At 57.1% G+C, this 13,329-nt stretch carries 9 protein-coding genes; 2 read left to right on the forward strand and 7 right to left on the reverse strand.

Features of this window, described 5'->3' with window-relative positions; all coding sequences use genetic code 11:
* Positions 1-6 precede the first annotated feature (6 nt).
* Entirely contained in the window at positions 7-1,299 is a 1,293-nt protein-coding gene (gabT, locus tag ABD997_RS09230; protein ID WP_345316726.1) for a 4-aminobutyrate--2-oxoglutarate transaminase, read from the forward strand.
* 195 nt (positions 1,300-1,494) lie between these two features.
* Here the strand turns inward: gabT and ABD997_RS09235 are convergent, their stop codons facing one another.
* The 7 genes from ABD997_RS09235 to ABD997_RS09265 form a co-directional block, all read right to left on the reverse strand.
* Entirely contained in the window at positions 1,495-2,112 is a 618-nt protein-coding gene (locus tag ABD997_RS09235; protein ID WP_345316727.1) for a hypothetical protein, read from the reverse strand.
* Positions 2,113-2,549: 437 nt separating this feature from the next.
* Entirely contained in the window at positions 2,550-2,894 is a 345-nt protein-coding gene (locus ABD997_RS09240; RefSeq protein WP_345316728.1) for a hypothetical protein, read from the reverse strand.
* A gap of 516 nt (positions 2,895-3,410) precedes the next feature.
* Positions 3,411-3,722, reverse strand: coding sequence for a hypothetical protein (locus ABD997_RS09245; protein WP_345316729.1), 312 nt, complete (start codon positions 3,720-3,722; stop codon positions 3,411-3,413).
* A gap of 83 nt (positions 3,723-3,805) precedes the next feature.
* The gene (locus ABD997_RS09250; RefSeq protein ID WP_345316730.1) at positions 3,806-4,360 is read right to left on the reverse strand and encodes a hypothetical protein; all 555 of its coding nucleotides are present in this window, start codon (positions 4,358-4,360) and stop codon (positions 3,806-3,808) included.
* A 915-nt stretch (positions 4,361-5,275) separates the two neighbouring features.
* Positions 5,276-7,792: a choice-of-anchor D domain-containing protein gene (locus ABD997_RS09255; protein ID WP_345316731.1), complete on the reverse strand. Its 2,517-nt coding sequence runs from the start codon at positions 7,790-7,792 to the stop codon at positions 5,276-5,278.
* 219 nt (positions 7,793-8,011) lie between these two features.
* Positions 8,012-9,190, reverse strand: a complete 1,179-nt coding sequence (locus tag ABD997_RS09260) for an MFS transporter (protein ID WP_345316732.1) — start codon at positions 9,188-9,190, stop codon at positions 8,012-8,014.
* A 485-nt stretch (positions 9,191-9,675) separates the two neighbouring features.
* A complete protein-coding gene (locus ABD997_RS09265; RefSeq protein WP_345316733.1) occupies positions 9,676-10,392 on the reverse strand; it encodes a YebC/PmpR family DNA-binding transcriptional regulator in 717 nt (238 codons plus the stop codon).
* 372 nt (positions 10,393-10,764) lie between these two features.
* On the opposite strand from ABD997_RS09265, the gene ABD997_RS09270 reads away from it, so the two are divergent.
* Positions 10,765-12,936 carry a TonB-dependent receptor gene (locus tag ABD997_RS09270; protein WP_345316734.1) on the forward strand — a complete coding sequence of 724 codons (2,172 nt, stop codon included), beginning with the start codon at positions 10,765-10,767 and terminating at the stop codon, positions 12,934-12,936.
* The last annotated feature ends 393 nt before the right edge of the window (positions 12,937-13,329 follow it).

Raw genomic sequence — 13,329 nt, forward strand, 5'->3', positions numbered from 1 at the left:
AGACGCATGGACAATCAACAACTTCAGGCCCGCAAGGAGCTGGCTTTTGCCCGCGGCATGGGCAACCTCTACCCTGTCTACGCCGCCCGGGCGGAGAACGCCGAGATCTGGGACGTGGAGGGCAACCGCTACGTGGACTTTGCTGCCGGTATCGCGGTCACCAACACCGGCCACCTGCACCCGAAGGTGAAGGCGGCGGTGGCGGCCCAGTTGGAGGCGTTCAGCCACACCTGCGCCATGGTGACCCCCTACGAATCGATGGTGACGCTGGCGGAGAGTCTGAACCGCCTGGCCCCCGGCGACACCCCCAAGCGTTCCATTTTGGTCACGACCGGGGCCGAAGCGGTGGAGAACGCGGTGAAGATCGCCCGGGCCCACACCGGCCGCCCGGGGGTGATCGCCTTCCAGGGCGGCTTCCACGGCCGTACTAACCTGACCATGGGACTGACCGGCAAGGTCACCCCCTACAAGGCGGGCTTCGGCCCCTTCCCCGGTGAGATCTTCCACCTGCCCTTTCCCATCGCCTTCCACGGCTGTGGTGAGGATGCCTGCCTGGCGGCGCTCAACCAGCTGTTTCACTGCGACATCGAGCCGCAACGGGTGGCGGCGATCATCATCGAGCCGGTGCAGGGGGAGGGGGGCTTCTACCCCGCCCCGGCGGGCTTCATGCAGGCGCTGCGACGGGTCTGCGACGAGCATGGCATCGTTTTGATCTGCGACGAGATCCAGACCGGGTTCGCCCGTACCGGCAAGCTGTTTGCCAGCGAGCACTCCGGCATCGAACCGGATCTCATCACCCTGGCCAAGGGGCTGGCGGGGGGCTTCCCCATCGCCGCCGTCACCGGCAAGGCGTCGATCATGGACGCTGCCGCCCCGGGGGGGCTGGGCGGTACCTACGCCGGTTCCCCCCTGGGTTGCGTGGCCGCCAACGCGGTGCTGGAGGTGATCGAGGAGGAGCAACTGTGCCACAAGGCGCTGGCCATCGGCGAGTACCTGGAGGGACGGCTCAACCACTTGAAGGCGCTCTACCCCCAGTGGGTGGGGGAGATCCGCATCACCGGCGCCATGGTGGCGATGGAACTGGTCGAGGAGGGAGACGCCGGGCGTCCCAACCCGGCCCTGACCCGCGCCATCATTGCCAAGGCCCGGGAGCATGGTTTAATCCTGCTTGCCTGCGGGGTGCGGGCCAACGTCATCCGCATCCTGGCCCCCCTCACCATTCCCCATGCGCAACTGGGGGAGGGGGCGGATAAGCTGGAAGCGATCTTTGCAGCGGTGAGTGCCAGTCAGAACGCCTAGTCATCTTGATGCTTTAAACAAAAAGCGCCCCCATATTTGGGGCGCTTTTGCTGGAGCAAGGGCCGGTTTCGCCACAGAGCGGTCATCGAATAACGCCGCCATAAGCGGTACAAAAATGCTTGGCTAAACTTAGCGGCGAAGGAGCACAAGCCAAGCTTTTTGTTTCCTTATGCTTTAGGGCCTTGTTAGGCTTTGTTAGCAATTTAGTGGGTGCAAAAATAAGCCACTTCTTTTCGAAAATACAGATTGAGGTATTTGTTCAGTTTTACCATTGATAGTTAAAGAAAACGCAGAAACTTCTATAACTTCAACATTATCGGTGCTGACAATGAAAGACTCATAGAAATTTTCTTTATCTAAATTGTTTTTCTTTTTCATGATTGTGCCAACAAGATATGTTTCACTTGTACTGTCATTGCCTTGGCGTATCAACCTACGGAAACTTGCGACTTCAATACTTTTTTGAGTCTCATTAGTTGTTACCAACAATGGCTGCTGCGGCCAAATCACTTCGGCTTTTGATTGAAGTTTAAATGAAATGCCCAACCTGGTTATGCCCTGGTACTCCCATACATCCATATTCACTTCAACATCTTCAAACGAAAATATTAGTTGATTATCAACTCCAACTTGACCACGGCACCACTGTTTTTCAACTTTACCGCCAATAGCTTGTGGAAAGAAATACTCCTCGTGTAAAACTACGCATGAAGAAAGAGCACAAGTCATTAATAAAATAACGATGAGTTTGATTGTATTCTCCAGAAGCCTAACGCCCCCAACAGGGGCCGAGCGTAGCGAGATCCCACGCACTCAGTGCGCATTTCTGATTGGGCTTGTTATATGACACTGGACACCCAGGATGCTAATAGAATCCCCAAACACAGCAATCCTGGGGCAGCTAACGCAACCGGCCAGCGCAACTTATACAACAGTGTCGCCGGTAGTTTGTCAGGGTAAACATAACTGACGAAGAATCCGACCGCTGCGAACAGTGTAGAGAGTGTCACACCTATACCTACGCTCAGGAATGAAAGTGCTAGAAGAAAACCACCGGCATTCTTTCCTATTTCCTCAGACACTTGGTTTTCGAGAAAGGCAGCGATACCGACTCCCGCAAGGAGTGCTGCAGCTGAGATTGACATCGAAGCTAAGTAGATTACTCGATACATGATTGTGTCATATAACGCCTCAAGCAGCGGCGCGCGTTAGCGCGTCCAGCCACGAAGTGGCGATGCTGCCTTGACTTGTTAAGTGTTTGCACAAAGCTTTGCATATATTACCTTTTGGGCTGTTTCTGATTGCAAGCTTTCATAATGCTCAAATAGGCTAAACCAATGCAGCCTCTCGTTCATGGTCATACCGCCAATGCCTTCTATGGCCTCTTTTTCGAACTTAGACCAGAGGCCATACAGATGATTATGAGTATCCTCATTTCCGATCCAGGAATTGCCAAAGAATCGTTCAATTGAATTGGCTAATTGAATGACATCAGAATCATCTTTCTTCCACTCCGAAAGATACTTTCTCAGACGAGCAACCACCTCATCACCTGAGAATCTTTCAACTTCCTTGATATATTCGTCGTAGTTCATTCGTACACTTAACAGTGGAGTTATTGCGACCTTTGGAGAAAAATAATTCGCAATAACACCGGTGAAATTTCTCCTAACGTATCAGTCACTCCTAACTGAATCAATGATTTATGAAAAAATCAGAGCTGTTCTCTTGGTGAAACAGAGCGGTCATCCGGTGAAAGTTCGCCAACGCCGCGAGTGACCGCTTTGGGTGCTCTAGCGGCCGATTACCCTGCCGCTAACTTTGCCGCTAACTCTGCCGATCTGGCTGGGCTTTCGGCGCGGTTGGATAAACTGGGTGGCACGAATAGCCAGAAAAGGTCAGGCTACCGACAGTCAGTCCCTATCGGTTGGACTCGGCGGTGGCCTTGAACCAGAACTCGGCGTCGTTATCGCTGAAAGTGTAGTAAGCGGTGCCGTTGGGCAGCAGCAGGATGGAGATCCCGCCGTACCGCCCTCATAACCGGTGAAGCTGGGATGTGTCCGGCGCTGAAAGCGGGTCACTTCAGGCCAGACTTCATCGGATGGTTAAGTTTAATTAGTTCGACGAATGATCTCCACGATCTCCCTGGTGTTTTCAATCACCTTAAATATCTCATCCTCAATACCTATTGTGACGATATCGCCATTACGAGAGATAACTTTTCTTTGATTGTAGATCCTCGAGTCTATCACATTGCCAACTGCGATTTTCTTTTGCCATCCCGGAGGTAGGGGCTCGCCCCTGGCGACTTTCTTTTGTAGCCCAGGAGGCAACTCTTTATGCTTGTCATTTTTGGCAAGTGCTGCCTCACTAACCCCTAAGGACAGAAGCACTACCGATATCAGTATCTTTATATTTTTCATAATTTTCCTCATTGAGTTGATAAAACATAACGCCGCCAGAAAGGGTCGAAAAGTCAGAGCGAAGCGGAAGTTTCTTGGCCTTGTTAGAGATGCTTGTACCGCTGCTTGATAGTACTAACAATATGGTTTGCCTCTGCTTCATCTAGCTGCGCACCAAATTTATGTGTGCTATGGCCATAATCAAACACCACTGAGCCACCAGATATACCCCAAAACTCCATGCCATTGCGGGTACCAAACATTGAACTGTCTGGTGCTTGAGTTCTCAACTTAGATACTGCCGAGAGATCATACTCTTTTGATCTTTGAAAAACTGGAAGACGACGGATATGTTGAAGCTCGGTGCTTGATAAGTTGATTATTTCGCGACCATTTACGTTCCAGAGCCAAGCATATATAGCGAACGCACCACCTAAAGTCCAGCCACCGAGCCAAGTCAGCATAAACAGTTTAGGGGCGCCACTTTCCGGATTGAGGAGCTGAGCTAATGCCGTGACCTCACCAAAAGCCCACCCAACTAGCCAAAATGCTAAGAATAGAATTAAGAAATAATTCTTTTTGGCGGGGATGGTAATTCTTAAACCTGAGTGGGTTTCCTCTATTTGGCTTCTGCTTTTTCCAACTTCAACTTTTGCCATTTAACTTCCTTGTATCTCTAATAATGTATTAGTTCGAATTCCGTGTGACGGGTAAAATGGAGCTGTTCCATTTCGCCGCCGAAAGTGAGATGAAGCTATCAGGAGAACACATCTAAATCAATGGCTTAGATATGGTTTGTTGACTATTCTTTAGGTGGAAAAGAGCATTCATTCGCATAACGTGCCCTACTTTACTGCATGCCGATTTCTTGTCTCTGTCCTTGCCTGTGCCGCTTCGTACAGTCCCCCTAAACGTTAAATTGTTGATCCTTAATATTCTCCACTTTTTGTGGAGCCAGCATTGATTAATTTTTAATCAATCAATGCTGAACTCTCTCGGCCCTTCTTAACTTTAACCAATTCAAGGTATGTTTCCAGGCTCGAAAAAGCGCTATCAGCAGAATCGAAGCTCCCATAAGACAAATTGGCAACCACTCCCAAACCTCATAACGTCGCTGCGACAGAAACTCATAGCCGAGATAAGCTCCTATTGCAGTAAACCCACCGGCTCCGAGCCCGACCGCCCCTCCCAAGGCTGCGACACCAACGCCACCGGTAGCTAAGAATGTTAGGGCTCCCAACGCCCCACCGAGCAACACCCCTGATACAGATGACTCTGATTGGGCCATTACGATGCTGCCACCTAACACCCACGCTCCAAATACGAGTAGCAGTAGAGTGATCAGTTTTGAGCCAGTTGTATGAGTAACATTTAACAGTTGTTTAACGTTCATGTAGTCACGGCCCGGTGCTCAATATTATCTGTCACTATAGGACAAGGCTAGGTGTCTCGTTTGTGGCGAACCCAGCCCTTACTAGGTAACTCTCTCGATGGCTAGGGTGAGGCACAATTGGGAACAGTTATGCAGAACAAAGAGCGGGCGCTTAGGTAAGCGCCCGCGCTTTGTATCTCGGTTACTGGCAGTAGGCCCTTATCCGATTGGACTCGGCGGCGGCCTTGGACCAGAGGTAGGTGTCGTTATCGCTGAAATAGTAGTAGGCGGTGCCGTTGGGCAGCAGCAGGACGGAGATCCCGCCGTAGCCGGACATGAAGGGCACCCAGGTGTCGCTGCTGCAACCCACCTTGGTTTTCACCTCGTGGGCCCAGAACCCGTTGTTGTACTTGTAGTCCGTTAACGGATCCAGACCCCGGTCGCTGCTGTCCCTCTGCATTGCGGCTTCGAACAGGGTGCTGTCGAACATCGCCTGGCCGTTGATGGTGCCGTTGTCGGCGGAGAGAAAGCGAACCAGCTTGGCCACGTCATCGCGCAGGAAGGTGAGGCCCCAGCCGGTGAAGGGCTGCGCCTTGGCATCATAGGTGCGACGGCTGACCCGGGCGGCGGGCGACAGACCAAGGGGGGCGAAGAGGTCCGAGACGATGAGATCATCGAAGAGATCCGCCGTGCTGCCGCGCTGCTGTTTGAGGTAGGCGTCCATGGCGGTGCCGAGGATGTAGGTGTCCGAGGTGTGGTAGACCCACTGGGTGCCGGGCTGCGCCTTGCGGTTGTACTCGTTGCAGCTGTAGGCGATCTTGGAAGCGTGGTCCTCCGGCAGGAAGAGGTTGTTGGTGTGGCTGGCCCCCTCGTCACTCATGTAGCCGGTGAGGTTGTAGTTGCCGGTACCCATGTCCAGGTTGTCCTCGAACCGCACATCCCCCCAGTTGCCGTTACTGGCACAATCGCTGACGTAGTTGGCGATCACTTCGTTCTTTACCCCGGCATAGAGCTTCTCCAGCCGCATCAGGCCGGCCCCGGCAAACACCGTTTTGGCGGTGGAGTAGGAGGGGACGGTGATGCGGTCACAGTAGGGGTGCGGACCCTGGCGGGTCTGGCAGCCCCCGACGTAGTTGACGCCGTCGATGACGAAGCCAAACAGGGTCATGTAAGCCGGGTCGGTCTCATCGACGGAGCCGAACTGGCTGGGGTCGGCTCCGGGGTGGTCGTTGGCCAGTTCACTGATCGGCTTGGTGGGCATGCGTCCGACCTCCTCGGCCTGGTGGTCGGCCCTGAGGGTCGCAGCCCCAGCGACCGCCTGCGGGGTATAGCTGGCATCCAGCAGGCCCCACATGTCGAACTGGAAGTAGAGGCAGGTTTCGGAGGCGATCTGGTAGCTCACCTTGGAGACGCTGCCGTTCTCCTTGAACAGGAAACTCATCAGGCCGTTGTGCTGACAGTTGGCGTTTTTCTGGTGCAGGGTGAAGGGCAGCACAGCGCGGCTGTAGCCGTTATCCCCGTTCTCGTCCCAGACCCGTCCCGGCTCCAGGATATACTCCCACTCCGGATGGCTGGCAGGGATACTGCCGCGCTGGGCCGGTACCAGGTGGCTGCCGGTCTGGACAAACTCGAAGTCGAACTCCGGCAGGTGTTTGCGGGTGCTGTCGCCAGTGCCGGTGTAGCGGAAGCTGTCCTTGTGCTCATCGAACTGGCCGCTAGTGGCTTCGTCGAACAGCTCCAGGCGTCCCTCGAAGCGGTTGCTCGGATGGGCGGCCTCGGCGGGCAGGGCATAGCCGGAGGTGGCTACCAGCGCTTCGCTGCCGGCGGTGAGGGTGGCGTAGTCGAGCAGGGTCCGGTTCACCGCGCCGCTGCCGGAGAGCGGGTCGAAGTCATCCACCACGGTGCCCGGTTCGACGCCGGTGCCGGAGAGGGTCAGGACCAGCGGGCTGGATTCGTCATTGGAGGGGATGGTCAGGTCTGCGCTTTGGTAGCCGCTGACGTTGGGACTGAATTGGGCGCTGAGGGCGCAGTCGGCGCCCGGGGCCAGTGTCTGGCCGGAGCAGGCGTCGCTGGCCAGGGAGAAGGGGGCTACGAGGCCGGAAAGCTGGCCGATGGTGAGATCCGCCGTCCCGTCGTTGGATAGGGTCAGCGGACTCTGGGCGCTGTCGCCGAGGTCGACGCTGCCCAGGTGGGTGGCACCGCTGACGGCCAGCAGCGGCTTGGGGGTGACGCCGCCGGCGGTGCCGGTGACGGTTACGTTATCCCCCCAGCAGTAGTCCCCCAGTAGGTCGCCGGTGCTGCGAAAGCGCAGCCGCAGGTTGCTGTTGTCATCGGCGTCGGTGGGGGTGACGGTGGCGCTGTAGAAGGTGGCGTCATCCTGGCCGTCGGTGAGCTGGATCATTGCCGTCCAGCTGCTGCCGCCGTCGGTGGAGTACTCGGCGTAGCAGTTATCACCGCTCTCCAGGCCGGTGGCGGCCAGGTGCATGGTGATGACGACGGCGGAGTGGCCGCCGGTGTCAACGCCGGCGGTGGCGGAGGCGGTCTGTTTCAGCCGCATCGATTTGTCGTCGATGGACTGGGTGCCGCTGATCTGGGCGTTGCCCACCAGGGTCCAGCCATCGGCGGTGCCGTCTTCGAAGTTTTCGCTAAAGAGGGTGGCGGCGTGACTGCTGCAGCCGAAGGTGGCCGTCAGCAGGGCCACGGAGATCAGTCCTTTCATGGTGTGCTCCAGTGTGGAATGGCGTCCAGGTGAACCCTGGCCCGATCCCTGTGGGGCCCCATTTCCCGAACCTCCCTGTTCGGACTGCGGTGTCAGAGTGAATTGGTTCACCGCTTCAAACTAGGCCAGAGCGCTGGCCGGGCGTAGCACCAGTTGGTAAGGGGGAATGGGGCCAGATGCCGCTGATGCTTCTGGCCCGAGGATATTGCGGGGACAGGCTCAGTGGCGATCCAGCAGGCGGGCCGGCGGCAGCATGACGGCGATGCAGAGGATCAGTGCCACCACGGCCAGGTTGATCAGCAGGCCGTAGTTGCCTTCGCCCACCAGCAGGGCCGCCGCCATGGGGCCGGAGGCCAGTCCCATCTTGGAAGCAAAGCCCCCCAGGGCGGCCATCTGGCCGTGGCGGTCGAATGCTGCCGCCATCCCCAGCAGGTAGGGGATCACGAAGGCCCAGGTGACGCCGATGCCCACATTGGCCAGCCAGAACACCCACTCCTGGGCGCTGAGGTGCAGGCCCCAGGTGCCGGCGGCGGTCAGGCCGATCGCCAGCAGCAGTGGCAGGGTGCGGCCAAAGCGGGTGGAGAAGAGCACCACCAGGCCGGAGCCGAGGATCCCGACCCAGGCTGCCTGGCCCAGGGTGCGGGAGGTGAACTCCGTCCCCAGCCCGGCGGCCTCGGCCAGTGGCAGGATGTAGGCGTAGAGGCCCATGTTGGCGGCCTGGAACAGAAACAGCGCCGCCAGGGTCAGCGCCAGTGGCCCCTTGTCGATCCGCCCGGCGGTGGCCTTGGGCGCTGGCTCCACCGGGTAGTCATCCAGGAAGGGGAGCATCAGCAGGGTGACCAGGGTAAAGGCGATCAGGGAGAGGAACAGAACCGAGGTGCCATACTCCGGCACCAGCCGCGGCAGGTACATCACCCCAACGCCCCCGAGGCCAAACTGCACCAGCAACAGCATGCCGAAGGTTTTATCCGGGTCGACGGTGCGGGCGATAACGGAGAAGCCGATCCCCACCAGGGCCCCGCCGATCACCCCGTGCAGGAACCGCATCGCCATCAGCAGCACCGGTGAGGTGATCATCATCGAGAGGCTATCAAGCAGCAGCAGCGTCAGCATCAGGGCATAGGCGCTTTTGCGCCACATCAGCTTTTTCACCACCAACACCACGGCGAAGGCCCCCACTGCGGCGCCGTAGACGTTGAGGGAGCCCACCAGGCCAGCGTCGCGCTTGGTGAAATCCAGCCCCGCCACCAGCCCATCCACCAGGGCGGGCATGATGTTGACGTAGAACAGGCCCGCCGTGGCCAGAAACGCCAGCAGGACGCGGGCCAGCATGCCGTTGGCGGCGGCCCGGGGACGGCGGCGGGGGGCGGGGATCGGGGCGATCTCTGAGGGGGTCATGGCGGCTCCTTGCACGGTTATCCTTACCCTAACCTACCGGATCTGGGCCATCCTGCCAGAGCCAGTTTTGCCCCCACGATGGAGCCAGCGCCCTCCTGTGGACAGGCTTGGTCTAACCCTGAACCCGCAGCCCGGCAGGGTGTTGGCAACCTACATGGCAAATAGCGGGTAACAAAAAAGGCCCTGCATGAGCTAGCTGTTGTTTTTAGTAACCCTCTAATAGTCAGTCACATATGCGGGTATTAGCTTTGCCGGGTTGCCGGCGCAACAGCAAACTGAATGGCTGCTCCTAAATACGTTCGGCTTTCGTGAAAGCTCAGGCTATCTGGGCTTTGCTCCGGCTCTTAGGAACGAGGGCCTAGAACCTAGAACCGAGTTCCAGATTGCTTGCGCGAACGGTAGGGTGAAGCACAGGTCGGAACAGTTATTCTGGACACCGTCCCACAAAAAAGCCGCTCACTGAGCGGCTTCTTCGCAGGCCGGGCTTAAAGCTCGGCGTTGTGGTAGACGTTCTGAACGTCGTCACAATCTTCCAGCATCGCCATGAACTTCTCGAACACGGCCACATCGTCGCCCTCTACCTTGGTGTAGGTCTGCGGGACGAAGGTGATCTCCTCCATCTCGAACTGGATGTCGGGCATCGCTTCGGTCAGGGCGGTTTTCACCTTGAAGTACTCGGTGTTGGGAGCGAAGACCGTGGTCATGCCGTCTTCAACCTCGACATCGGTCACATCCACGTCCGCCATCATCAGGATCTCCAGCACGCCGTCTTCGTCGTCGCCTGGGAAGGCGAAGATCGCCTGGTGATCGAACATGTGGCCCACCACACCGGGGCTGCCCAGCTTGGAGTCGGTTTTGACGAAGCACTGGCGTACCTCGGCGAAGGTCCGCTTGTTGTTGTCGGTCAGGCAGTCAACGATCACCATGCAGTTGCCGGGGCCGAAACCTTCGTAGCGGGCGGTTTCATAATCTTCACCGGCGCCACCCTTGGCCTTGTCGATCGCCTTCTCAATGACGTGGGAGGGTACCTGCTCCTTCTTGGCCCGCTCAATCAGGCCGCGCAGCTGCAGGTTGGCCTCCGGATCCGGGCTGCCGTTCTTGGCCACCACGTAGATCTCTTTACTGTACTTGGAGTAGACCTTGGTCTTCGCACCAGCGGTCTTGGCCATGGAGGCCTTACGAACTTCAAAACTGCGACCCATCGGGAATCTCGCTCTTATGTCAGTTGAATCGATAACGGTGCAAGAGTGTACCAGTTCGTCCTAACGGGGCAAATTGGAATGCCACAAAGCCCCCATCGCAGCAGCATTTCACGCGGCTCGCATCACCGTATCGACATCCTTTGCTGAACGTTTATCAGGCCCGACCATGGTGATTACCAACCGATTGTTACGCGAATGTAATAAATGCGGCAGTGTGTAAACCCAGAGTAATCCATGTTGGATCTCAACCCGTTGCTACTGGCAACCGGCACCGTGTGACCTTCTTTCGGAATCGCTTGGGCTGGCTCGGAGAGAGTCACCGTCCATTTCAGGGAAGAGTCACCGTCCATTACAGGGAAAGGATGAAAGTCGATGAGAATACATATCTTGGCAGCCCAGATTGCGGCTGCATTGACTGGGATCAGCGCGGTACAGGCCGCGGAAACTCCAGACGCCGGCGCAAGTAATAAAAGCATCGAAGTGATCCAGGTAACCTCTCAGAAGCGGGTGCAAAACCAGCAAGAGGTGCCGATCGCCATTACTGCGTTGAGCGAGGCCGATATCGAGCGCATCGGCGCCACTGAGGTGAAGGATATCCAGTACGCCACCCCCAACCTGGTGATCGGGGGACTCAACCCGTTACAGCAGGTGTTCGGGATCCGTGGCATCTCCGACCGTGGACGTAACCCCGGTTATGACCAGCGTGTTGGTGTCTACGTGGATGGTGTTTGGGTAGGTAAGTCCGCCGCTTCCAACCAGTCCGCACTGGATGTGCAGACCATGGAGGTGCTGCGTGGCCCCCAGGGCACCCTGTTCGGTAAGAACACCGTGGCCGGGGCCATCAACATCACCACGCTGGAACCCACCGAAGATTTCTCCGGCCACGTGCAGGCGGAAGTGGGGAACTACAACAAGGCCCGAGTCAAGGCTGCCGTGAACGGCGGTTTGACCGACTCTCTGGCCGGCAAAATCAGCCTTAGCTACGATACCCGCGATGGCTACGTGGATAACGTTTCCAGCCTGGGTAATGACAAGTACAACGACAAGGATGAGTTTGCGGGCCGTGCCCAGCTGCTGTGGCAGGGTAACGCCACCCGCGTCAAGTTCACGCTTGACCACCTGCAGAACGAGTTTACCGATGTGGCCGCCGGTGAGTGGGTGGACGATCCGATCGCACCGGACCCGTACGAGGTCAACATTAACGGCAAGCAGGAGTATGACATCAAGGGGGTTGGCGGGGCTTCGGTCAACATCAACCACACCCTGGACAGTGGCTTCGATCTGACCTCCATCACCGCCTATCGCTACGAAGATTGGAGCTACGAGGACTTCGATGATGATTACACGCCCATCGCATTGGGGCGAACCGATGAGTTCGCCGATGCCGATCACGTGACCCAGGAGTTTCGGGTTGCCTCTCCGGTGGGGGATCGCTTCGATTATGTCCTGGGCCTGTACTACCTCAACCAGAACATTGATGGTGGCGGTGATGCGACGTTGAACCTGGATGTCTTCAGTGGTGGCATGGTGCCTATCACCGACTACGGGCTTGGGTACCGTGCCGTGGTGGACGTTGAGTCCTATGCCGCCTTTGGCCACGCCAACATCAAGCTGGCCGAGAAGTGGCAGTTGACCGCGGGCCTGCGTTACACCTACGAAGAGAAGGCGATCGATTTCAGCATCACCGATCCCTTTCTGATCTTCTTCGCCAATGATTCCACCAGCAAAAAGCGCGATTCCGACGACTGGTCACCCAAGGCCAGCATCAACTGGTTCGTGGCTGAGGATGTGATGCTTTATGGCGGTTACTCCCGTGCCTTTAAGAGCGGCGGCTTCAACGCCGACTTCATCGCTGACCTCGATGGCCTGGAGTTTGATGACGAGCAGGTGGACGCTTACGAGCTGGGGATGAAGAGCAGCTGGCTGGATAACAGCCTGCGTTTCAACCTGGCGCTGTTCCGCTCTGAGCACAGTGACTTCCAGGTGCAGGCCCAGACGCCTCTGCCAACCGGTGACGGCTCTATCCTTACCGTGTCTAACGCGGCCGACCTGACCAGTCAGGGCCTGGAGCTGGAGATACATTGGCGTATCACCGAGAACTTCACCCTGTGGGGTGGCTACGGCTACACCGACGCCAGCTTCGACAGCTTCAAGGATTGTTCCTACAGTGACGGCCTCGGAGATTGCAGCGGCAACCGCCCGGCGGAAGCTCCGGAGAATACCTTTAACCTGGCGTTCGAGTACATCCAGCCCATCAGCAGTGGTGAACTCTTCGTCGATGCCAACTACTTCTGGCGCGATGAGATGTACTCCAACCCCAACAACGAAGAGGGGTTCAAGAACGACGACCTCAGTGAACTGGGTGGCCGCTTCGGTTGGCGCTCCTCCGAAGGTCAGTGGCAAGTTTACGCCTGGGGCAAGAACCTGACCGACGAGACGACCCAGATATACAACAGCGTCTCCTTCCTGGGCGCCAACCGGGCCGTGTACAACGCGCCCCGCATGTACGGTGTGACCTTCCGCTACAACTTCGGCTTCTTCTAAATAGCGGATCCTAAATGTGCGCCACTTTCGTGTAAGCCCAGAAGCATCGGGGCTTGGTCCCGCTCTTAGGAACCAGGGCCTAGATCCTAGTTCCTACCAGCTTGGTGCTGGACTGCACCGGGTTGTCTTCACGAACGGTAGGATGTAGCGCAATCAAGAACCGTAACTGAGTGGGCAGATGCGGCGGGCCAGATGGCCCGCCGTTTTTATCTGCTCTGCCTTTAACGTTTTCCTATCCCGCCCCTGCCACCGACTCGGGCAGTCGGCTTAGGCCACCTTATCGACCTCCTTTGCTGACCGTTCATCAGGCCCGACCATTGCCATTATCACCACATTTGTTATGGGATTGTAACTAATGTGGCAGTGTGTGAATGAAAGGTAATCCATGTTAGG

Source organism: Ferrimonas gelatinilytica (assembly GCF_039544205.1).
GTDB classification, from domain to species: Bacteria; Pseudomonadota; Gammaproteobacteria; order Enterobacterales; family Shewanellaceae; genus Ferrimonas; species Ferrimonas gelatinilytica.